The organism is Kitasatospora sp. NPDC002522, assembly GCF_053595195.1.
The window spans coordinates 1-20,977 of record NZ_JBSFXE010000022.1; the positions used below are offsets into that span (position 1 = coordinate 1).

Annotated in this window: 22 protein-coding genes; 9 read left to right on the forward strand and 13 right to left on the reverse strand. The window is 75.0% G+C overall.

Features of this window, described 5'->3' with window-relative positions; all coding sequences use genetic code 11:
- Together ACWD4U_RS19620 and ACWD4U_RS19625 are read left to right on the forward strand one after the other, a co-directional pair.
- On the forward strand, positions 1 to 381 hold a 381-nt coding region (locus ACWD4U_RS19620; protein WP_363453139.1), incomplete at its 5' end, for an IS110 family transposase.
- Positions 382 to 491: 110 nt separating this feature from the next.
- On the forward strand, positions 492 to 1,313 hold the full coding sequence (locus ACWD4U_RS19625; protein WP_363453141.1) for a DUF2470 domain-containing protein: 822 nt from the start codon (positions 492 to 494) through the stop codon (positions 1,311 to 1,313).
- A 19-nt stretch (positions 1,314 to 1,332) separates the two neighbouring features.
- Here the strand turns inward: ACWD4U_RS19625 and ACWD4U_RS19630 are convergent, their stop codons facing one another.
- A complete protein-coding gene (locus ACWD4U_RS19630) occupies positions 1,333 to 2,118 on the reverse strand; it encodes a VOC family protein (protein ID WP_363453143.1) in 786 nt (261 codons plus the stop codon).
- A 209-nt stretch (positions 2,119 to 2,327) separates the two neighbouring features.
- Between ACWD4U_RS19630 and ACWD4U_RS19635 the strand changes: the two genes are divergently transcribed.
- On the forward strand, positions 2,328 to 3,533 hold the full coding sequence (locus ACWD4U_RS19635; protein WP_363453145.1) for an NAD(P)/FAD-dependent oxidoreductase: 1,206 nt from the start codon (positions 2,328 to 2,330) through the stop codon (positions 3,531 to 3,533).
- Positions 3,534 to 3,565: 32 nt separating this feature from the next.
- Here ACWD4U_RS19635 and ACWD4U_RS19640 read toward each other — a convergent pair whose 3' ends face one another.
- The 4 genes from ACWD4U_RS19640 to ACWD4U_RS19655 all read right to left on the reverse strand — a co-directional run bounded on the left by ACWD4U_RS19640 (position 3,566) and on the right by ACWD4U_RS19655 (position 6,249).
- On the reverse strand, positions 3,566 to 3,835 hold the full coding sequence (locus tag ACWD4U_RS19640) for a DUF1876 domain-containing protein (RefSeq protein ID WP_363453147.1): 270 nt from the start codon (positions 3,833 to 3,835) through the stop codon (positions 3,566 to 3,568).
- A gap of 137 nt (positions 3,836 to 3,972) precedes the next feature.
- The gene (locus tag ACWD4U_RS19645; RefSeq protein WP_363453149.1) at positions 3,973 to 4,815 is read right to left on the reverse strand and encodes an anti-sigma factor family protein; all 843 of its coding nucleotides are present in this window, start codon (positions 4,813 to 4,815) and stop codon (positions 3,973 to 3,975) included.
- Positions 4,812 to 5,471: a sigma-70 family RNA polymerase sigma factor gene (locus ACWD4U_RS19650; protein ID WP_363453151.1), complete on the reverse strand. Its 660-nt coding sequence runs from the start codon at positions 5,469 to 5,471 to the stop codon at positions 4,812 to 4,814. The genes ACWD4U_RS19645 and ACWD4U_RS19650 overlap by 4 nt, the downstream gene beginning before the upstream one ends.
- 169 nt (positions 5,472 to 5,640) lie before the next feature.
- Positions 5,641 to 6,249, reverse strand: coding sequence for a hypothetical protein (locus ACWD4U_RS19655; protein ID WP_363453153.1), 609 nt, complete (start codon positions 6,247 to 6,249; stop codon positions 5,641 to 5,643).
- A gap of 186 nt (positions 6,250 to 6,435) precedes the next feature.
- Here ACWD4U_RS19655 and trxA point away from each other — a divergent pair, with 186 nt between their 5' ends.
- Positions 6,436 to 6,816 (forward strand): thioredoxin, encoded by a 381-nt coding sequence (gene trxA, locus ACWD4U_RS19660; RefSeq protein ID WP_363453155.1) that lies wholly within the window; start codon positions 6,436 to 6,438, stop codon positions 6,814 to 6,816.
- 178 nt (positions 6,817 to 6,994) lie between these two features.
- On the opposite strand, the gene ACWD4U_RS19665 is transcribed toward trxA, so the two are convergent.
- Positions 6,995 to 7,750 carry a pirin family protein gene (locus ACWD4U_RS19665; RefSeq protein WP_363453157.1) on the reverse strand — a complete coding sequence of 252 codons (756 nt, stop codon included), beginning with the start codon at positions 7,748 to 7,750 and terminating at the stop codon, positions 6,995 to 6,997.
- Positions 7,751 to 7,889: 139 nt separating this feature from the next.
- On the opposite strand from ACWD4U_RS19665, the gene ACWD4U_RS19670 reads away from it, so the two are divergent.
- Positions 7,890 to 8,984: a WD40/YVTN/BNR-like repeat-containing protein gene (locus ACWD4U_RS19670; RefSeq protein WP_363453159.1), complete on the forward strand. Its 1,095-nt coding sequence runs from the start codon at positions 7,890 to 7,892 to the stop codon at positions 8,982 to 8,984.
- Positions 8,985 to 9,011: 27 nt separating this feature from the next.
- On the opposite strand, the gene ACWD4U_RS19675 is transcribed toward ACWD4U_RS19670, so the two are convergent.
- On the reverse strand, positions 9,012 to 9,491 hold the full coding sequence (locus ACWD4U_RS19675; RefSeq protein WP_363453161.1) for a MarR family winged helix-turn-helix transcriptional regulator: 480 nt from the start codon (positions 9,489 to 9,491) through the stop codon (positions 9,012 to 9,014).
- Between the two features lie 88 nt (positions 9,492 to 9,579).
- Between ACWD4U_RS19675 and ACWD4U_RS19680 the strand changes: the two genes are divergently transcribed.
- Both ACWD4U_RS19680 and ACWD4U_RS19685 read left to right on the forward strand, forming a co-directional pair.
- Positions 9,580 to 10,362, forward strand: a complete 783-nt coding sequence (locus tag ACWD4U_RS19680; protein ID WP_363453163.1) for a dioxygenase family protein — start codon at positions 9,580 to 9,582, stop codon at positions 10,360 to 10,362.
- An 82-nt stretch (positions 10,363 to 10,444) separates the two neighbouring features.
- Entirely contained in the window at positions 10,445 to 11,197 is a 753-nt protein-coding gene (locus ACWD4U_RS19685) for a hypothetical protein (RefSeq protein WP_363453165.1), read from the forward strand.
- 35 nt (positions 11,198 to 11,232) lie between these two features.
- Here the strand turns inward: ACWD4U_RS19685 and ACWD4U_RS19690 are convergent, their stop codons facing one another.
- Complete coding sequence (locus ACWD4U_RS19690; RefSeq protein ID WP_363453167.1) at positions 11,233 to 11,874, reverse strand: NAD(P)-dependent oxidoreductase; 642 nt, start codon at positions 11,872 to 11,874, stop codon at positions 11,233 to 11,235.
- Between the two features lie 90 nt (positions 11,875 to 11,964).
- Positions 11,965 to 12,369, reverse strand: coding sequence for a hypothetical protein (locus ACWD4U_RS19695; RefSeq protein ID WP_363453169.1), 405 nt, complete (start codon positions 12,367 to 12,369; stop codon positions 11,965 to 11,967).
- Between ACWD4U_RS19695 and ACWD4U_RS19700 the strand changes: the two genes are divergently transcribed.
- Both ACWD4U_RS19700 and ACWD4U_RS19705 read left to right on the forward strand, forming a co-directional pair.
- The gene (locus ACWD4U_RS19700) at positions 12,349 to 12,885 is read left to right on the forward strand and encodes a PaaI family thioesterase (RefSeq protein WP_363453171.1); all 537 of its coding nucleotides are present in this window, start codon (positions 12,349 to 12,351) and stop codon (positions 12,883 to 12,885) included. The genes ACWD4U_RS19695 and ACWD4U_RS19700 overlap by 21 nt on opposite strands.
- Before the next feature lie 123 nt (positions 12,886 to 13,008).
- Positions 13,009 to 13,785: a TIGR03084 family metal-binding protein gene (locus ACWD4U_RS19705; protein WP_363453173.1), complete on the forward strand. Its 777-nt coding sequence runs from the start codon at positions 13,009 to 13,011 to the stop codon at positions 13,783 to 13,785.
- A 58-nt stretch (positions 13,786 to 13,843) separates the two neighbouring features.
- On the opposite strand, the gene ACWD4U_RS19710 is transcribed toward ACWD4U_RS19705, so the two are convergent.
- From ACWD4U_RS19710 to ACWD4U_RS19725, 4 genes are all read right to left on the reverse strand, one after another.
- Positions 13,844 to 17,053 carry an error-prone DNA polymerase gene (locus tag ACWD4U_RS19710; protein ID WP_363453175.1) on the reverse strand — a complete coding sequence of 1,070 codons (3,210 nt, stop codon included), beginning with the start codon at positions 17,051 to 17,053 and terminating at the stop codon, positions 13,844 to 13,846.
- 99 nt (positions 17,054 to 17,152) lie between these two features.
- On the reverse strand, positions 17,153 to 19,051 hold the full coding sequence (locus tag ACWD4U_RS19715; RefSeq protein ID WP_363453177.1) for a DNA polymerase Y family protein: 1,899 nt from the start codon (positions 19,049 to 19,051) through the stop codon (positions 17,153 to 17,155).
- 187 nt (positions 19,052 to 19,238) lie between these two features.
- Complete coding sequence (locus tag ACWD4U_RS19720) at positions 19,239 to 19,964, reverse strand: hypothetical protein (RefSeq protein WP_363453179.1); 726 nt, start codon at positions 19,962 to 19,964, stop codon at positions 19,239 to 19,241.
- A 228-nt stretch (positions 19,965 to 20,192) separates the two neighbouring features.
- Positions 20,193 to 20,831: an alpha-ketoglutarate-dependent dioxygenase AlkB gene (locus ACWD4U_RS19725; RefSeq protein ID WP_363453181.1), complete on the reverse strand. Its 639-nt coding sequence runs from the start codon at positions 20,829 to 20,831 to the stop codon at positions 20,193 to 20,195.
- Positions 20,832 to 20,977: the final 146 nt, after the last annotated feature.

Below are 20,977 nucleotides of genomic sequence, written 5' to 3' on the forward strand. Positions count from 1 at the left end.
CTGTTCGGCGTCGGCCCCGAGACTGCCGGCCAGCTCCTCGCATCCGCCGGGGACAACCCCGAACGGATGCGCTCCGAGAGCGCGTTCGCGCACCTTGCCGGGGTCGCACCGATCCCTGCATCCTCGGGCCGCACCCACCGCCACCGCCTCAACCGAGGCGGCGACCGGGCCGCCAACAACGCCCTGCACACCATCGTGCTGGTCCGCATGCGCTACGACGAGCGCACCCGCGCCTACGTCACCCGTCGCACCAAGGAAGGGCTCTCGAAGAAGGACATCACGCGTTGCCTCAAGCGCTTCGTCGCACGAGAGGTCTACCGCGCGCTCACCAGCACAGCAGCCGCACGAATCACTCGAAACGACCTCGCGCCTGCCGCTTGACGTCTATAGGAGCATCGCCGACGGTCACCCCCCTCCCGCGCGCCGCGCCTGGACCTCACCACCCTCCTTGACTTAGGTTAGCCTCACCTAAGCAACCAAGGAGGCTCCCCGTGCTGCCCGACTCCGCCCGCCGGTCGTCCGCCCCCAGCCCCGCCGAACGCGCCCGCACCCTGCTGGAGTTCGCCTCCTCCGCGGTGCTCGACATCCGCGGCGCCGACCTGGCCGCCCGGCCCGGGCTGCCGCCGCTGGTCGCCTGCGCGCTGCGCCCGGACGGCTCGGTCGCGGTCCTGGTGGAACGCGAGTCCGCGCTGCACCGGATCACCGCCCTGGCCCGCACCCCGCTCACCGCCGAACTCGACTGCGTCGACGTCGCCCCGGTCGCCGTCCCGCACCGCATCCGCGGCCGCCTCCAGGCCCGGGGCATCCTCACCGGCGCCCCCGCCGAGGACCCCGCCGCCCACTTCCGCCGCCACGCCGCCGGCAGCCACGCGCTGCTCCGGCTGGAGCTCGACCACCTGGCGCTGGACGACCTGTGGGGCGCCGAGTGCTGCCTCGACCCGGACGCGCTGGCCGCCGCCGCGCCCGACCCGGTCGCCGCCGAGGAGCCGCCGCTGCTGCAGCACCTCGCCACCGCCCACGCCGACCAGTTGCTGGTGCTCGGCGCGCAGGCCCTCGACCACCGCGCCGGCCCGTCCGGCTGGGACGGGCCCGCCAACCGGCTGCGCGAGGTCCGCCCGATCGCCCTGGACCGCCGCGGACTGCGGCTGCGCCTGCTCGGCACCGACCCCGCCGCACTGCTCGACGCCCGCTTCGACTTCCACCACCCGGTGACCGGGCCGGACGACCTGCCCGAGGCGATGCACCGCCTGTTCGCGCACGCCACCGCCCCGACCGCGCGGCGCCGTACCACCGCGCTCGGCAGCGAGAACTGACGAACCGTCAGGGAACGGCTCACCCCTCCGGGCTGATCACCGAGAAGCGCCCGCCCTCGGCGTCCGCCAGCCGGGCCACCCGCCCGTACGGGGAGTCCGCCGGCACGTCCAGCACCCGGCCGCCCAGGCCCACCGCCCGCTTGACCGCGGCGTCGGTGTCGGCGACCGAGAAGAACACCTCCCAGTGCGAGCCGACCTCCTGCGCGGCGCACAGCGCGGCCACGCTGCGGCCCTCCGAGCGCAGCACCACCCGCTCGTGCTCGTACCGGACCTCGAAATGCGCCGGACCGCGGTCGTCCCAGCGGAACACCTCGCCGTAGAACAACGCGGCGGCGAACGGGTCGGCGGTGCGCAGCTCGATCCAGACCGGCGCGCCGGGGTCGGACGTCCAGGGGTCGGCCGGCCAGGTGTCCGCGCCGGGCTCGCCCTCCCAGATGCCGAAGGTCGCGCCGAACGGGTCGGCGGCCAGCGCCACCCGGCCCGCGTCGAAGGCCAGCGGGCCGACCGCCAGGGTGCCGCCGCGCTCGCGCACGCCGTCCGCGGCCCGGTCGGCGCTCTCGATGCCGAAGTAGGTGGTCCAGGCGACCGGGCGCTGCCAGTCCTCGGAGACCACGCTGAGCCCGGCGACCTCCACGCCGTCGACCACCGCGCGCACGTACGGTCCCCAGCGGTCCGGGCCCGGGACGAACTCCCAGCCCAGCAGCGGACCGTAGAAGCCCTGCGCGGCGTCGAGGTCGCGTGCCATCAGGCTGACCCAGCACGGCACCGCGGGCACGCAGCGCACCTTGGCCGTTCGCTCACCCATCCCGCGGGCTCCTCTCGACAGCTCCACCGGCCGGACGACCGGGCCCGTACCCAGCCTAGGCGGCCGGTCCGGCCGGACCGTGGTGCGCCTCGCGGGCGAATCGCGGTCGGTCACCACCGGTCCACGGCGCGCTGCCTCCGCGCGTGCGGAGTGCGGTGACAGGGTCGGTGCGACGCGTCGGGGGAACGGACCGGGGAAGGAACAGAGGCATGGACAACGGAATGGTGATCGTCGGGGCGAGCCTGGCCGGGGCCAAGGCCGCCGAGGCACTGCGCGACCAGGGCTACCGGGGGCCGGTCACGCTGGTCGGCGACGAGCCGGAGCGCCCGTACGAGCGGCCGCCGCTCTCCAAGGGCTACCTGCTCGGCAAGGACGACCGGGAGAAGATCTTCGTCCACCCCGCCGACTGGTACGCCGCGCACGACGTGACGCTGCGGCTGGGCGCCACGGCCTCCGCGATCGACCCGGACGGGCACACCGTCACCCTCGACGGGGGCGAGCAACTGCCGTTCGACAAGCTGCTGTTGGCCACCGGTTCGGCACCTCGACGGCTGCCCGTGCCGGGCGGCGACGGCGACTTCGTGCAGACCCTGCGGCGGGTCGGCGACAGCGACCGGCTGCGGGCGGCGTTCCGGCCCGGCGCGCGCGTGGTGATCGTCGGCGCGGGCTGGATCGGCCTGGAGACCGCCGCCGCGGCCCGCACCGCCGGCGCGGAGGTGACCGTGCTGGAGGCCGCGGAACTGCCGCTGCTGCGGGTGCTCGGCCGCGAGGTCGCCCAGGTCTTCGCCGACCTGCACCGCGCCCACGGCGTGGACCTGCGCTTCGGCGTCCAGGTCGCGGAGCTGCGCGCGGACGGCGTCCGGCTGGGCGACGGCAGCACCGTCCCGGCCGACACCGTCGTGGTCGGCGTCGGCATCAGCCCGAACACCGCCCTCGCCGAGGCCGCCGGCCTCACTGTGGACAACGGCGTGCGCACCGACGAGCACCTGCGCACGTCGCACCCGGACGTGTTCGCGGCGGGCGATGTGGCAAGCGCTTTCCATCCGCTCTTCGGGAAGCCGATCCGGGTCGAACACTGGGCGAACGCACTCAACCAGCCCGCCGTCGCCGCCGCCTCGATGCTCGGCGGCGACGCCGTCTACGACCGGGTGCCGTACTTCTTCACCGACCAGTACGACCTGGGCATGGAGTACACCGGCTACGCGGAGCCCGGCGGCTACGACCGGGTGGTCTTCCGCGGCGACGTGGCCGGGCGGGAGTTCCTGGCGTTCTGGCTGTCCGGCGGGCGGGTGCTGGCCGGGATGAACGTCAACGTCTGGGACGTCACCGACCCGATCCGCGAGCTGGTCCGCTCCGGGCGGAGCGTGGACCCGGAGCGGCTGGCGGACCCGGCGGTGCCGCTGACCGAGATCTGACGGGGCGTCGACGGCTGCGGCCCCCGGGCGCCTCACATCAGCGGGCGGATCGGGGCCTCGGTCGGCCGCTTGAGTTCGCCGTGCGCCTTGGTGAGCAGTTGCATGGCGAGGTCGTTGAGGGCGCGCGCTCCCGCGACCTCCTCGCCCACCCGCAGCTGCGGGCTGTCGCTGTGGTGCCTGGTGGAGTAGCCGTGCGCACGCACCTCCGTGCCGTCGGCGAGGCGGACCATCGCGGCGGCCCTGGTGCGGTCGCCGTCCTCCTCGAACTCCATCTCGATGTGCCATCCGACCAGCGTCCTCATGGCCGCCACCTCCCGGGTGCGAGCAGGGTGTTCGGGACCGGTCCTTCCAGGGTGCGACGCCCGGGCCGCCGGGGCCAGCGCGGGGCGCGCCGGAGCCGGCGCAGGAGCGTGCCGGGACCGGCGCTTGGGCGTGCCGCTCAGTGCTGGGCCGGGACGGTGACCAGGACGGTCCGCCCGTTCTGGGCCTGGCCGGACAGCACGCGGACCTCGAAGTGGTCGATGGCGGACGGGGCGAGCCCGGTGCCGCCGGAGGTGCTCAGCTCGGCGCTGCCCGCGTAGCCGGCCGCCGGGACCTGCCAGCTGGTGACGGTCTGCCGCGCGCCGTCGGCCGCGACGGCGACCAGGTCGCAGGTCTGCGGGCCCTGCAGGTGCGCCAGGTCGAGGCTGATCCGGCTGCCCCAGGTCACGGGGGTGACGCCGATCTTCGCGGACACCCCGGTGGCCGGGTCGGTGGCACTGAACTGCTCGGCGGCGGCAGCGACTTGGCTGCCCTGGGTGAGCGCCCAGGTGGCCGCGGGCCCACCGACCGCGAGGATCGCCGCGACCGCGACCAGCACCAGCCGACGCACCCGGCCGCGCCGCCGCTCGCCGGAGACCTCGGCCAGCAGCCGCGGCAGCAGCTCCGCCGGGGGCTCGACCTGGTCCGCCAACTCCGGCGCGGCGTCCCGTAGTTCTCCCAGCAGTCCGGCCGTCCCGGCGAGCCGCTCGGCGTCGAGCGCGCAGCGCGGGCAGTCGGCCAGGTGGGCGGCGAACCGCTCCCGCCGGTCGGGGTCGAGCACGCCGAGGACGTACGCGGCGACGTCCGAGTGCGGCGGATCGGTGCGCTCGGGCCGGTCCGCGTCGCCCCGGTGCTCGGGCCGGTCGGGGTAGTCGTCGTGGTCGGGGTAGTCGTCGTGGTCGGGGTAGTCGTCGTGGTCGCGGCGGCTGTGCCGGTCGCGGGGGTCGTCGTGGTCGCGGCGGTCGTCGTGGGGGGTGGTCATGGTGTCACTCCCCGTTCCTCCAGGGCGAGCCGGAGGGCTCGCAGGGCGTAGTAGAGCCGGGAGCGGACGGTGCCGGCCGGGATGCCGAGGACGACGGCGGCCTCGGCGGCGGTCCGTCCGCGCAGGTAGGTCTCGGCGATCGCCGCGCGGTGCGGCGGGGAGAGCGCGCCGAGTGCGTCGGCGACGGTCATCAGCCGCAGGGTGCGGTCGAGTTGCTCCTCGGCGCCGAGGTCCACGGCGGGCAGTCGGTCGAGCTCCTCGGCGGGGACCTCGCGGGGGCGGGCGGCGCGGCTGCGGTGTTCGTCGATGACGATCCGCCGGGCGACGGTGACCAGCCAGGGCCGCAGGCTGTGGGGGTCGGGGTCGAGCCGGTCCAGGTGCCGCCAGGCGCGGACCAGGGTCTCCTGGACCACGTCCTCGGCCCGCTGCCGGTCGCCGCCGACCAGGTGCAGCACCAGCCCGTACAGCGGACCGGCGTGCTCCCGGTACAGCGCCCGCATCAGCTCGTCCTCGGCCGGCTGACCGCCGCTCGCGGGCCGCGTCGTCCGGTCCTCGACGGTACGGGCCGGCGGCCGGTCGGCGCGGGAGTCCGGGGCCCGCGGGCCGGCGGGAGGGGGGCCGCCGTGGTGACCGGTGGCGCGGGGGTGCTCGGCCACGGCGCCATCCTCGCGCGTGCGCCCCGCCGGGGCGATCGGGCGCGTCGGACGGTGGCCGCGGGCCGTCCCCGGACCCTCAAGTCCGGGGTGGCTCGTGTCGATAACCGTGGCGGGGGTGCGGCTCGGGCGCCCGCGCCGCACCCCTTCGGCCCGCCAGTCCACGACGGCCTCAGTAGCCGTACCCGCCACCGGTGGACGGGCTGCTCGGCGTGGACGGGGTCGTCGGCGTGGACGGGGTCGTCGGCGTGGACGGGGTCGACGGGCTCGCGCCGCCGGGCATCGCCTTGGCGCCGGTCGGGGTGGCTGCCCACCAGGTGCCCTGGACGCCCTGGCCCTTGGTGTCGCCGGGCTTGGTGTCGGGCGCGTAGCGGTACAACGGCCAGCCGTTCAGCGTCAGTTGGTGGCTGCCGTCGGCGCGGGTGACGGTGGAGACGAGCTTGGCGTCGATGCCCTTGAGCTGGCTGGTGTCGCCACCGGCCAGGGCGGGCGGCCAGGTGGTGGCGCAGGCGCCGGTGCAGTGCGAGGCCGAGGGGCTGGCGGTGTCCTGGTCGAAGCGGTAGAGCGTGAACCCCTGGCCGTCGGTGACCAGGGTGCCGAGGGTGGCGTTCTGCTCGGTCATCAGGGCCGCCCCGCCCGCGGAGGGGCTGGCGGGGGCGCTGGACGCGGGCGACTTGGCGGAGTTGGAGGAGTAGCCGCCGGAGCCGCACCCGGCGACCAGGGCCGCGGCGGCGAGGGCGCCTGCGGCGAGGAGGGTGGCACGTCGGCTGGTGTAGGTCATGGCGGTTCCCGGGACGGTGTCGGACGGCCGTTCGGCCGGTTCACCCGGGAGTACGCACGGCGCGGCGCGGGTGTTCAGCGGCTCCGGCGGATGGAATAGTCCCGGTGGCGGCGGGGTTGTGCCGGGCGTGGGTCCGGGTAGGGACCCGGACGGTTTCGAATCCGACTGCGGAAGGCAGGTGGCGAGATGAGCACGGTGGAATTGACCAAGGAGAACTTCGACGAGGTGGTCCAGGGTGAGGACGGGAAGGCCTTCGTCCTGATCGACTTCTGGGCGGCCTGGTGCGGCCCGTGCCGTCAGTTCGCGCCGGTCTTCGAGCGCGCGTCGGACAAGCACGGCGACCTCACCTTCGCGAAGGTCGACACCGAGGCGCAGCAGGAGCTGGCGGCGGCGTTCGACATCCGGTCGATTCCGACGCTGGCGATCATCCGCGAGGGCGTGTTGGTGTTCGCCCAGCCGGGTGCGCTGCCGGAGGCCGCACTGGAGGATCTGATCGGCCAGGCCCGGAAGTTGGACATGGCCGAGGTGCACGCCGGGGTGGCGGCGCAGAAGGCCGGTCAGAACTGAGCCGCAGCCTGCGGTCGTTGACGCGGAAGGGGTACCGGGAAGGCTCCCGGTACCCCTTCCGCGTTCCTGTTGTCGCGGCCCCGCCCGCCCCGCGCGTGCGTTTCGGGCGTGCGCGTGCGTTCGGGCCCGTCGACCGGCTCTCACCGGTGGACGGGCCCGAACGGGTGTGGTGCGACGGTCAGTTGAGGGTGGCGGTCATCTCCCACTGGAGCAGCTCGGCACCCTCCGGTCCGGCGGTGACCCGCTGGCCCTCGGCACCGGTGATGCGCAGCGCGTCGCCCTCGTGGAGCAGGCCGGCGCCTTCGACGGCGGCCTCGCCGCGGGCCACGAAGAGGTGGACGAACGGCGCGGTGGCGAGCTCCAGGGTCTCGCCGGGGCGCACCCGGGAGACGTGCATCGCGGCGTGCTTCTGCCGGATGCCGATCGCCCGCTGGTTGGCGTGCTTGGCCATGCCGGACGCCAGGGTGGTCCAACCGCCGCGGGCGAGCTGGTCGTTGATGTCCAGCTGCTCGTAGCCGGGGACGATTCCGGCGGCGTCCGGGATGGTCCACATCTGGATGAAGCGGACCGGGTCGCGGTGCTCGGGCTCGCCGGTGAGCGTCCAGGAGTCGTTCTTCTCGCTGTGCAGGATGCCGGTGCCGGCGCTCATCCGCTGGGCCAGGCCCGGGTAGATGACGCCGTTGTGGCCCTCGGAGTCCTGGTGGACCAGGCCGCCGTCCAGCACCCAGGTGATGATCTCCATGTCCTGGTGCGGGTGGGTGTCGAAGCCGGTGCCCGGGGCGACGATGTCGTCGTTGGAGACCAACAGGACGCCGAAGTGGGTGTTGGCCGGGTCCCAGTGCCGGGAGAACGAGAAGGAGTGCTTGGAGTCCAGCCACCCGGCCTGGGTGTGGAAGCGGTCCTCGGCTCGGCGCAGGTCGATCGTGGATGCCATCGGGTCCTCCTTCTCGGGTCTTTGTTGAATCATAAACCATCCCGGGTCGGCGAACATTCCGGCGCGGTGCCGTGCAGCTGTCAGACCCCCGGAGCACACTGTCGCGAGACCGCGCACAACCGACTCCGGATGGTTCGCCATGACTGACGTACGGGATGTCCTGCTGGCCGTGGGCACGCAGAAGGGCCTCTTCCTCGGCCGGAGTTCGGACCGGCGGAGCTGGGAGTTCAGCGGCCCGCACTTCCAGATGAACGCGATCTACTCGGTGGCGGTCGACAAGCGCGGCGGCCGCACCCGGCTGCTGGTGGGCGCCGATTCCAGCCACTGGGGGCCGTCGGTCTGGTGGTCGGACGACCTCGGCGCGAGCTGGCAGGAGCCGGAGCAGCCGGCCGTCCGCTTCCCCGAGCGGACCGGCGCCTCGCTGGAGCGGGTCTGGCAGCTCTGCCCGGCGGGCGAGGAGGCGCCCGGGGTGGTCTACGCGGGCACCGAGCCCGCCGCCCTGTTCCGCTCCACCGACGGCGGCGAGCGCTTCACCCTGGTCGACGCGCTCTGGGACCACCCGCAGCGCGAGCACTGGGGCGCCGGCTTCGGCGGGCAGGGCATGCACACCGTCCTCACCGACCCGCGCGACGCGGACACCGTCACCGTCGCGGTCTCCTCCGGCGGCGTCTACCGCACCACCGACGGGGGCCGCAGCTGGGAGCCGTCCAACGCCGGGATCCGCGCGGACTTCCTGCCCGAGCGGTTCCCCGAGTTCGGCCAGTGCGTGCACAAGATGGCCCGCGACGCGGGCGACCCGGACCGGATCTACCTGCAGAACCACGGCGGCGTCTACCGCAGCGACGACGCCGGCCGCACCTGGAAGTCCATCGCCGGCGACCTCCCCGCCGACTTCGGCTTCGGCGTGGCGGCCCACCCGCACACCCCCGGCACCGCCTACCTCTTCCCGCTCGACGCCGACTACGCCCGCCTCCCGGTCGACCGCCGCTGCCGGGTCTTCCGCACCACCGACGCCGGCGAGACCTGGCAGCCGCTGGCCACCGGACTGCCGGTGGAGCAGCACTACGGCGTGGTGCTGCGCGACGCGCTCTGCACCGACGACGCCGACCCGGCCGGCGTGTACTTCGGCAACCGCAACGGCGAGGTGTACGGCTCCCCGGACGGCGGCGAGCACTGGTCCCTGCTCACCTCGCACCTCCCGGACGTCCTGTGCGTCCGGGCCGCGGCGCTCTGACGCTCCCCGCGCGGGGCCGCGCGGCGGTCAGGCGTCGGTGGCGCGCAGGCGGTCGCTGACGGTGCCGAGGCTCTCGGCCAGGGCGGCGAGCTGCGCGGGGCTGAGGACGTCGATCAGCGCCTCGCGGACGGCCGCGACGTGGCCGGGGGCGGCGGCGCGCAGGACCTGCCAGCCCTCCTCGGTGATCTCGGCGAAGACGCCGCGGACGTCGCTGGGACAGGAGCGGCGGCCGACCAGGCCGGCCTTCTCCAGCTGGGTGACCTGGTAGGTCAGGCCGCTCTTGGAGGTGATCAGCCGGTCGGCCAGGTCGGTCATCCGCAGCGACCCGCCGGGCGCGGCGGAGAGCTGCACCAGGATCTCGTACTGGGTGTGGGAGAGGCCCGCGTCGTCCTTGAGCTGGCGCTCCAGGCGACGGGCGACCAGGTTGGTGGCCGCGACGAAGCCCCGCCAGGCGGCCATCTCGGTCTCGTTGAGCCAGCGCGGTTGGTCCGTGGGCCGTTCGTCCATACCCGCATCCTACTCTTGTTGTTCAAATTCGAACTCGGGTGTACCGTCGAAAGCACGAGGTTCAAATTTGAACTATGGGAGATGGACGATGAGCACCGCCAGCACCGAGCGCATGCCCGCGCTCTACCTCTCGCACGGCGCCCCGCCGCTCGCCGACGACCCGATCTGGCCCGGCGAGCTCGCCGCCTGGTCCGCCGACCTGCCCCGCCCGAAGGCCGTCCTGATGGTCTCCGCGCACTGGGAGGAGGCCCCGCTGGCCATCGGCGCCACCGCCGCGGTGCCGCTGGTCTACGACTTCTGGGGCTTCCCCGAGCACTACTACCAGGTCCGCTACGCCGCCCCCGGAGCGCCCGAACTCGCCGAGTCCGTCCGCAAGTTGCTGCGCGGCCCCGGCACCCCGGTGCAGGACGTCCCGGACCGCGGCCTGGACCACGGCGCGTACGTCCCGCTGGTGGAGATGTACCCCGACGCGGACATCCCGGTGCTGCAGATCTCGCTGCCCACCCTGGACCCGCAGAAGCTGCTGGAGATCGGCCGCAAGCTCGCGCCGCTGCGCGACGAGGGCGTGCTGATCGTCGGCTCCGGCTTCTTCACCCACAACCTGCGCGCCCTCTCGCCCGACGGCCGTGTGACGTCCGTCATGGCCGAGTTCGACGACTGGGGCCGCCGCGCCCTGGAGGCCCGCGACCTGGACGCGCTGCTCGACTTCGAGACCAAGGCCCCGGCCGGCCGGCTCGCCCACCCGCGCACCGAGCACTTCGCCCCGCTCTTCGTCACCCTCGGCGCCGGCGAGGCCGACCTCGGCGCGCAGCGCAGCGTCATCGACGGCTTCTGGATGGGCCTGGCCAAGCGCTCCGTCCAGCTCGGCTGACGTCACACCCGGGCCTTGTGGGGGGGGGTCGACCGGACGTGGGGGGGTTCCCGAGGGGGGAACGCACCTCAGGAGACTCTTCATGGCTGCTTCCGGCCGCGACAACCACCGCTCCCACGAACGGAGTTCGAAGCAGGACCGGCGCGCCCGGCTGGCCGCCGAGCGGGCCGCCGAGGCCCGCCGGGAACGGCGCCGGCGGATCGCGCTCCGGGGCGGACTCGGCGCGGCGGCACTGGCGCTGTTCGGCGGGGTGACCGCGATGGCGGTGACCACCACCCACTCCGGCTCCTCCCCCGCCGCTGCCGCGATCCCCGCCCAACCGCGCACCACCGCCGACGGGCGGACCACCGCCCCGCCGTGGGACGCCCCGAGCGGCGCCGCCGCCGCGGCCGCAGTCCGACAGGCCGGACTGCCGATGCTCACCGCCGAGGGCACCGCCCTGCACCTGCACGCCCACCTCGACGTGTACGTGAACGGGCAGGCGGTGCCGGTCCCCGCCGACCTCGGCATCGACGAACAGGCCGGGCAGGTCAGCCCGTTGCACACCCACGACGGGAGCGGCGTGATCCACGTCGAGTCGCCCGTCCAGGCGGACTTCACCCTCGGCCAGTTCCTCACCGAGTGGCAGGTCTCCACCTCCGCCGACCACCTCGGCGGGCTGCGCACGGACGCCGACCACACCCTCACCGCGTACGTCAACGGCCAGGCGGTGAGCGGCGATCCGGCCGCGATCACGCTGCACGCGCACGACGAGATCGCCCTGGTGTACGGCACCGCGGCCGACAACGCGCGGGTGAGCGTGCCGGGTTCGTACGCCTTCCCGAGCGGGATGTGAGCGGGCGGGTGGACTGCCGCTGACCGAACGGCGGTTCAGTAGCCGCAGGTGAACCGTTCGCCGTGGTGGCTGGGTTGCTCGAGTTCGTCGACCAGCGCGGTGGCGAAGTCGGGGAGGGAGATGCTGCTCAACCCGTCCGGGGTGGTCACCAACTCGTCGGTGGCGGTGCGGTAGTGGCCGGTGCGCTCGCCGGGGAGCAGGCTCTGCGGCGGGCTGAGCACCGTCCAGTCCAGGTCGGCGACGGTCCGCAGGTAGTCCAGCGCGCGGCCGTGCGCGCGCATCACCTCCAGGGTGCGGGGTGCCAGCGCCGGGTCGTCCCAGAGCAGCACGCCCGGCCGGACCTCGAGCCCGCCCGCCCCGCCGACCACCAGCAGCCGCGGTGCGGCGTCGGCGAGTCGGCGCAGGCCGGCGACCAGCGCGTGGGCCGCCGGTTCGATCAGCCGCCCACGTCCGGGGCCGTCACCGCCGCCGACCGCGCTGACCACGGCCTGTTCCTGCGCCGCCGCCCGGGCCACGTCCGCCGGGTCGAGCACGTCCGCCCGCACCACCCTGATCGCCAGCCCCTGGTACTCCTCCGGCCGCCGCACCACCGCCGTCACCCGGTGCCCCCGCGCCAGCGCCTCGGTCACCACGCACCGGCCGATCCCGCCGTTCGCCCCGATGACCGCGACCCGCATCCCTAGCCGCCTTCACTCTCCGTCAGCGCTGCCGCACCATCAGTACCACGCCCGCCGCCACCGGTCGGGGACCCGGCGGTGCGACGCCGGTCAGGCGGGTTCGGGCGCGGCGGCAGGGACGGCGGGCGGCGCGGTCGCGGGTGCGAGCGGCACGGTTACGGGCGCGGGCGCGGGGTCGAACGCGGACTCCGGTGCGAAGAGGTAGCCGCGGAACCAGGTGGGGAAGGCGCGGCGCAGCGCGGTGGGGCCGTCGAGGCGGGCGGCTCCGGTGCGCAGCACGGCGCCCCAGGGCAACTCGCCCAGCCACCAGCGGGTGAAGGCGTCGAGGTCGGCGCGGATCCGGAGGTCGACGGAGAGGCCGAGGTCCTCGGTGCACAGGACGGGGTCGACCGCCGTCAGGTGCAGGAAGAACCGCTCCGGCACCGCCTCCGGGAAGTGCAGTTCGACCACGGTGCGGCCGGCGGGGAGGCGGTCGTGGTGGAGGCGGCGGCGCATGTCCCAGGTGAGCGCCTGCGGGTCGAGGTGGCCGGGCTGCAGTCCGCGGCGGTCCCATCCGCCCGCCCAGGCGCCGAGTTCGGCGATGACGAGCTCTCCGGCGAGGAGGTGCTGCGCGGGATCATCGAGGGCCGCATCCCGGCGCCGCCGATCGCCGGCACCCTGAGCTTCCGGCTGGTGGAGGCCGGCCCGGGCACGGCGGTGTTCGAGGGCGAGACCGGCGAGCACCTGTACAACCCGCTGGGCAGCGTGCACGGCGGCTACCTCGCCACCCTGCTGGACTCCGCGCTGGGCAGCGCCGTGATGAGCCGCCTCCCGGCCGGCACCGGCTACACCACCACCCAGCTCAACATCCATCTGGTCCGGCCGGTCTTCGCCGACACCGGCCTGCTGCGCTGCGAGGGCACCGCCCTCCACGTGGGCCGCACCGTCGCCACCGCCGAGGCCCGGGTGATCGGCGAGAACGGCAAGCTCTACGCCCACGGCACCACCACCTGCGCGGTCTTCCCCCTCTGACCCCGCCGCCGCCCGCCTCCCCTCGTCCCTTCCGGTGACGACCGTCACGCGGGTGTCGAGGGGCTCGCGTCGGGCGGGCGGGCAGGGTAGGACTGGGGTACCGGTCGCGGGAAAGGGTGGCGGATGGACGGGTTGGCGCGGGACCTGCTGGCGGAGGGGGCCGAACTCGACTCCCTGGTGGCCGGGTTGGATGCGGCGGGGCTGGCCACGGCGACGCCCGCGGCGGGCTGGACGGTGGCGCACCAACTCTCGCACCTGGCCTGGACCGACCGCTGGACGCTGCTCTCGGCCCGCGACCCGGAGGGCTTCGCGGCGGCGCTGGCCCGCGAGTTCGAGCACGGGATGTCGGCGGTGGACGAGGGCGCGGCGGAGGGCGCCGGGGAGGAGCCCGCCGCGCTGCTCGGGCGCTGGCGCGAAGGCCGCACGGAGGTGGCGCAGGCGCTCGCCGCGGTCCCGGACGAGGTGCGGCTGCCGTGGTTCGGCCCGCCGATGAAGGCCCGTTCGATGCTGACGGCCCGTCTGATGGAGACCTGGGCGCACGGCCAGGACGTGGCCGACGCGCTCGGCGCCGACCGCGTCCCCACCGACCGGCTGCGGCACATCGCCCACCTGGGCATCCGCACCGTCGGCTTCGCCTTCGCCGCGCACGGGCTGGCCACCCCGACCGCCCCGTTCCGCGTCGAACTGCTTTCCCCCGGAGGCGAGTTGTGGACCTGGGGCCCGGACGACGCCACCGACCGGGTGACCGGCCCCGCCCTCGACTTCTGCCTCCTGGTCACCCAACGCCGCCACCGCGACGACCTCGCCCTCACCGCCGAGGGCCCCGCCGCCCGCACCTGGCTCCCGATCGCCCAGGCCTTCGCCGGCCCTCCCGGCCCGGGCCGCCCACCACAGGGCTGACCCGACGCCGCCCGACCAACCGTCAGCGGACCTTCGCGCAAGCCCGTCGGGGGGGCGGTCAGAAGCCGATGCGCAGGGGGCTGATGCGGGTGGCGATGAGGTTGGTGGCGCCGTGGGTGCGTTCGACGGTGCCGTGGATGAGGAGGCCTGCGCGTTCCAGGACGGTGCGGCGGTGGGCCTGCCAGACCGGGCGGTTGCAGATGACGTTGATCAGGCCGGTCTCGTCCTCCAGGCTGAGGAAGAGGACGCCGCCGGCGGTGGGCGGGCGTTGGCGGTGGGTGACCAGGGCGCCGACCACGACGGAGGTGCCGGGCGGGACGTCCTGGAGTTCGGCGGCGGTGACGGCGCCGCCGTGGCGCAGGGCCGCGCGCAGGTGCTGGACGGGGTGGGTGGTGGCGGAGCTGCCGGTGGCCCAGAGGTCGGCGATGGTCTCCTCGACGGGGGTCATCGGCGGCAGCGGCGGGGCGTCCGCGCCGGGGACGGTGCCGGGCAGCGAGTTCGGGTCGACCGCGGCGAACATGCCCGCCGACCAGAGGGCCTGACGGCGGCCCAGGCCGAAGCAGGAGAACGCGCCGGCGGTGGCGAGCGCCTCCAGCACGGGCCGGGCCAGGCCGGTGCGGCGGGCGAAGTCCTCCAGGTCGGCGTAGGGGCGTCCGGCGACGATGGTCTCGGCCTGGGGTTGGCCGAGGCCGCGCACCGAGGTGAGCCCGAGCCGGATCGCGGCCTGCGGCGTGCCGGCGGTGAGCGGGTGCCGGAAGGAGGGGTGGAAGGGCGGTTCCAGGGTGGGCCCGGGGGCGCTGACCGCGACGTCGACGGCGCGCACCCGCACGCCGTGCCGCCGGACGTCGGTGATCAGGCTGAGCGGCGAGTAGAAGCCCATCGGCTGGTTGGCGAGCAGGGCGCAGGTGAAGGCCGCCGGGTGGTGGTACTTGAGCCAGGAGCTGGCCCACACCAGGTAGGCGAAGCTGATCGCGTGGGACTCCGGGAAGCCGTAGTTGGAGAAGGCCTCGATCTTGGTGTAGACGTCCTCGGCGACCTCGGGCGGGATGCCGCGCTCGGCCATCCCCTCCAGCAGCCGGGTGCGCAGTTCGGCGACCCGTTCCAGGGAGCGTTTGGCGCCCATCGCCTGGCGCAGCCGGTCGCTCTCGTCGGGGCTGAACCCGGCGCAGTCGATGGCGAGTTGCATCATCTGCTCCTGGAACAGCGGGACCCCGAGGGTCTTGGCGAGGGCGCGCCGCATCGTCTCGTGCGGGATGTCGACGGGTTCGACGCCGGCCCGGCGGCGCAGGTAGGGGTGGACCGAGCCGCCCTGGATCGGGCCGGGCCGGATCAGTGCGACCTCGACCACCAGGTCGTAGAACTTCTCCGGCTTCAGCCGGGGCAGGGTGGCCATCTGGGCCCGCGACTCGATCTGGAACACGCCGACGGTGTCGGCCCGTTGGAGCATCTGGTAGACCTGCGGATCGTGCTGGGGGATGGACGCGAGGTCGATCCGCCGCCCGTAGTGCCGCTCGATCAGGTCGCAGGTGTCGTGCAGGGCGGCGAGCATGCCGAGGCCGAGCAGGTCGATCTTGACCAGTCCGGCGCCGGCCGTGGAGTCCTTGTCCCACTGCAGCACGGACCGGCCCGGCATCCGGGCCCACTCGGTGGGGCAGATCTGGCCGACCGGCTCCCGGGTGAGCACCATGCCGCCCGAGTGGATGCCCAAGTGCCTCGGCAGGCCGTGGAGTTGGCTGCCGATGTCGACGACGTCAGCGGGGATGACGGCGTCGTCCCGGACGGTGCCGTGGAACTCCACCTGGCGGGTGAAGGCGTCGACCTGCTCGGCCGGGTAGCCGAGCGCCCGGGCGGCGTCGCGCAGGGCGAGCCGCGGCCGGTAGGTGATCACGTTGGCGACCTGGGCGGCGTGGCCGCGGCCGTAGCGGCCGTAGACGTACTGGATGACCTCCTCGCGGCGGCGGTTCTCGATGTCCAGGTCGATGTCGGGCGGGCCGTCCCGGGCCACGCTGAGGAAGCGTTCGAACAGCAGGCCGTAGGCGATCGGGTCGACGGCGGTGATGCCGAGGGCGTAGCAGACCGCGGAGTTGGCGGCCGAGCCGCGGCCCTGGCACCAGATGTCCTCGCGGCGGCAGAAGTCGACGATGTCGTGGACGATCAGGAAGTACCCGGCCAGGTCGCGGGTCTCGATCACGTCGAGTTCGCGGGCGAGTTGGCGGCGGGCGTCCTCGTTGTCGGCGCCGAAGCGCAGCGGTCCGGCCGCGGCGACCAGGGCGCGCAGGTGGCTGGTCTCGGTGTGGCCCTCGGGGACGGGGTAGCCGGGCAGTTGCGGGTCGAGCTTGGCGAAGTCGAAGGCGCAGGCCCGGCCCAGTTCGGCGGTGGCCTGCCGGACGCCGGGGAAGCGCCGCAGCCGCTGGGCCATCTCCCGGCCGGAGCGCAGGTGCGCGGTGCCGGACGCCATCGTGTACGGGGCGGCCTGTTCCAGGGTGCGGCGTTCGTGCAGCGCGGCCAGGGTCTGCGCCAGCCTGCCCTGGGCGGGTGCGGCGTGGTGGACGTTGTTGCTGGCCACCGTCGGCAGCCCGGTGCGCTCCGCCAGCGCGGCCAGCCGGTCGTTGCGCAGGTCGTCGCCGGGCAACCGGTGGTCGATCAGCTCGACGTACACGTTCTCCGCGCCGAACGCCTCGGTGAGGGTGCGCAGTTCGCGTTCCGCCGCGTCCTCCCCGGCGGTCGCCAGGGCGTGCCGGACCCGGCCGCGGCGGCAGCCGGAGAGCACCGCCCAGTGGCCCTCGTGCGCCTCGGCGAGTTCGGCGAAGTCGTACGTCGGGTTGTTCTTGGCGCCGCCGCGCAGTTGGGCGGCGCTGATCGCCGCCGACAGCCGCCGGTAGCCCTCCGGGTCGCGGGCCAGCACCAGCAGGTGGTCGTCCGCGGCGACGCTGAGCTCCGCGCCGAAGACCGTGCCGATCCCGGCGCGCCGCGCCGCCTCGGCCAGCCGGACCACCCCGTAGAACCCGTCGTGGTCGGTGAGCGCCAGCGTCTCGACGCCCAACCGCACGGCCTCGTCGACCAGTTGCTCCGGGTCGCTGGCGCCGTCCAGGAAGCTGAACGCCGAGTGGACGTGCAACTCCGCCCAGGGGACGGCGTCCTGGGGCCTGGGCTGCGGCTGCCGTTCCGCCGGCGGGTGCGGCTGCGCGGGCCCGTCCGGGGTGCGGATGCCGGACATCCGGCGCTGCAACTCGGTCCAGGGGAGCGAGGGGTGGCTGGTGAATCCCATCGCGGGTGGTGCTCCGGTCTCGGGGTGGCTGATGGTGCCGGCGCTCCCCCCCGGGGCACCGCTTGCTGACTGACGTGCCGTCAGTTCCGTCGGCTGGCTTCAGTCATAGGCCCCCTCCACGTACCAGCGGCCGCCCTCCACGGTGAGCAGCAGGGCGCGGCCGCCGTCGACCGCGACCTGGATCCTGGCCCGGCGGCGGGCGGTGCGCTGGTCCCACCAGCGTTCGACGGCGGGCCACGGGCCGGTCCAGCCGATCACCGTCAGGGTGCGGCCGTGCAGTTCGACCAGGTGCGGCGCGGCGGACACCTCGGCCCGGCCGTCCACGGTGACCGGCTGCCCGTCGCGGTCCAGGACCGTCACCTGCACCGGGGCGGGCGGCACCACGGACGGCGCCGGGTCCTGCAGCCGGCCGGGCCAGGACGCGTCCGGCGCCGTCGTCCCGCCCGCACCGGTGGCGGACTCGTCCCACGGCAGGCGGACCTGCTGCTCGTCCGGGCCGCGCCCGCCGGCCGGTTCGCCGCGCCGCAGCCCGGCGTAGCCGAGCAGCGACTGCACCCGGGCCACCGCGCGCTCCACCCGGTCCTCCGCGACCGCCTCGCCCCAGAGCGCCAACTGCCGCCCCCGGTCCGGGAACAGGCCGTCCGGGACGAGCCGCAGCACGGTGAAGCCGCCGTCCGCGTCGGTGAACGTCCCCGCGGACTGCCAGGCGCCCAGCTGCCAGCGCACCCGCTCCGCCAGCGCCGCCGCCGACAGCCGCCCCTCGTGCTGCCACAGCCGGGCCGCGGAGCGCCCGCTGACGCAGGCCACCTCCACCGACACCCGCTGGCAGGCCAGGCCGACCCCGGCCAGCCGGGCGTGCAGCTGCTCCGCCAGGGTCCGGCCGACGAACACCAGCGGCTCCGCCAGCTCCTCCGGCGGGTCGAAGACCTGCTCGACCCCGAGGTCCAGCCCCTGGTCCTTGGGGGCGAGCGGACGGGGGTCCAGGCCGCGGGACTGCCGGTGCGCGGCGGTGCCGCCCGGGCCGAACCGGTTGGCCACCGCGTCCGCGGACAGCGCCGCGAACGCCCCGACCGTGTCGATGCCCAGCCGGTGCAGCAGCTCCGCCAACTCCAGGTCGCCCAGCGCCGACACCGGGTACGGCGCCAGGAACTCCGGCGTCCGCCCGGCCGGCACCACCGACTCGACCCGGGCCGCCAGCACCGCGGCGAACAGGCCGTCGGCGATCCCCACCAGCCCGCGGGGCGGCGCGGCCGGCGGCGAACTCGCTTCCGGATATGGCACGTTGATGCCCGGCGGTGCGGCAGGCGGCTCGGCGGGCAGCGGTGCGGCGGGAGTGCCCGGGTCGGGCCGGGAGGTGCCGTCGACCACCGTGAGGGGCGGGGTGCGATCGCCTTCCGGGTCCGTGAACACCTCGCCGACCCAGGCCGGTTCGGCGTCCTCGCCGGTCAGTTCGTCGGCGGGCTGCTCCGCGGGGGCGGGCGCGGTGACCGGCCAGGTCAGGGCGAGCACGGCGGCCACCGCGTCCTGGATCTGCCCGGCCAGCGACTCCTCGCCGCCGAAGTAACGGGCCGGGCCCTTCACCGGGATCGCGCACAGCCCCGGCCGCAGCACCTCCACCCGCGGGGTGAACGCCTCCACCGCCGCGACCACCGGTTCGAACCGCCGCGCCTCCGCCTCCTCGTCGCGGTCCCGCAGCCGCAGCTCCGGGCAGTACCGCTGCGCCAGCCGCAACGGCATGCCGCGCCGGACCCCGGCCGCCCGCGCCGCGTCCGAGGACGCCAGCACCCGGCCGTCCGCCACCACCGCGACCGCGGTCACGTCCCCGCCCGCGGGCGCGGTCGCCACCAGCGGCCAGTCCGGACACCACACCACCAGCACCCGCTGCGCCGTCGCCCCCGGCCCCGCGGCCTCCCCGTCGCGCGACGTCCCCCACAGCGGACCCGCGCCGTCGCGGCTCCAGGGCTTCGGCGGCTTGGGGATCGGAGAGGAGTGTTTCATCAGCTGAGGAGACCGGGATCGGTGGCGGGGCGGACGGGGTGGACGGGGTGGACGGGGTCGAGGGGACCGGGGCGATCGCTCCCGCCACTGCGCGAGGTCGACGACGGCGGCCCCGTCACCGGGCGGCGGCCCGGGTTCGGCCTGACGCCTCGTCGAACCGGTGGCCGGTTCCGGGCCGGCGGGCATGTCAGACCGCCGCCAGGGTCGGGCGGGTGAGGGGGAGGGGGGTTTCGGTGGCGTCGACGGGGCGGGCGGTGCCGTGCTCGTCGGGGAGCCAGAGGTGCGCGGTGCGGGGGCGGGTGGCGGTGCCGCGGCCTTCGGCGACGGCCTCGACCTGGCGGCCGCGCAGTTGGCCGTGCCCGTCGCCGAGGCCGAACCATCGGCCGGTCCGGACGCTCAGGCGCTGCGTCGCACCGGGCCACGGCCCGGCGACCAGCAGCGCGCAGCGGCCGCGGCGCAGGACCGCGGCGAGGCGGGCGGCGAGGGCCGGGGCGACCGGTCCGGTGGGGCGCAGCAGGATCAGGCCGACCGCGCCGGCCAGCGCGGCGACCACCTCGGGCCAGTGCTGCCCGGGGTGGTCGGCGAGCAGCAGGCGGCGCAGGTCGTAGCCGTAGCCGGCCGCGGCGGCCAGGCCGAGTTCGGGCAGTCCGACGGCGGCGGCCCAGCGGCTCGCACCCTGGTGCTCGGGTTCGGTGAACGCGCCGGCGCCGAGGGCGAGCAGCAGTCCGGTGTCGCCGGTGACCGAGACGGCGGTGCCGGGGCGCAGCCCGCCGCCGGGCAGCAGCGGTGCCAGGGCGGGCAGCACGGGCAGCAGCTCCGGCTCGGTCGACGGCGCCGAGGGCTGCGGCGACGACGGCGTCGCGGCGGCCTTCCACCCGGGCAGGGCGGAGACGTTCGGCCGCAGCGGAACCACCGTTCGACCGTCGACTCCGTTACCCACCGTCACGGGGGCAAGCGTTCGAACACGAGCCGCCGGGCGGGCGGGCGCGGCCGGGGCGAAACCGCCGGTCCCGGACAGGTCGAGCGAATCAGGTTCGAACATTTGCACGACTCCAGCATCGAACACTCGTTCGCAAATATTCAAGTCCGAGAATCTGACTGAGCTGCAGAAACACCCGTTCGGCGACGCTCGGTGACGGTCTCAGCGGACGCCGCGCGGGCGGAACTGGATGCTGATCCGCGGGCCGACCGGACGGCTGCTCTTCGGGATCGCGTGCTCCCAGGTGCGCTGGCAGGAGCCGCCCATCACCAGCAGGTCGCCGTGGCCGACCGCACGCCGCAGGACCGGCCCGCCGCCGTACCGGGGCCGCAGCAGCAGCGGCCGCGCCTCCCCCACCGAGACGATCGCCACCATGGTGTCCTCGCGGTCGCCCCGGCCGATCCGGTCGCCGTGCCAGGCCACGCTGTCCCGCCCGTCCCGGTAGTAGCACAGGCCGGCGGTGGCGAACGGCTCCCCCAGCTCGCGCAGGTAGTACCCGCTGAGCGCCTCCCGGGCCCGCCCCAGCACCGGATCCGGCAGCCCGGCCCCCTCCCCGTAGTGCGCCAGCAGCCTGGGCACGTCGACCACCCGGTCGTACATCTCGCGCCGCTCGGCCCGCCACGGCACCCCCACGACCAGCCGTTCGAACAGCAGGTCCGCCCCGCGCACCCACCCCGGCAGCACGTCGATCCACGCCCCCTGCCCCAGCTCCGTCCGCTCCACCCCCGCCAGCGGCCCGAGCCGCACCTCCCCCTCGACCCCCGCGGCATCGAACAGCGAACCCTGCAGCTGGTAGCTCATGGCGCCAGCGTACGCCTTGTTCGAACATCCGTACGATTCACATGGTCGGGTCTTCCCGGTCGACCGGGTTGGCAGCTGCGGCCCGTCCCTGGCCACCAGGTCAAGGAGGTGATGGCCGGGGTGAGCCGCCCCGACCGGCTCCCCGT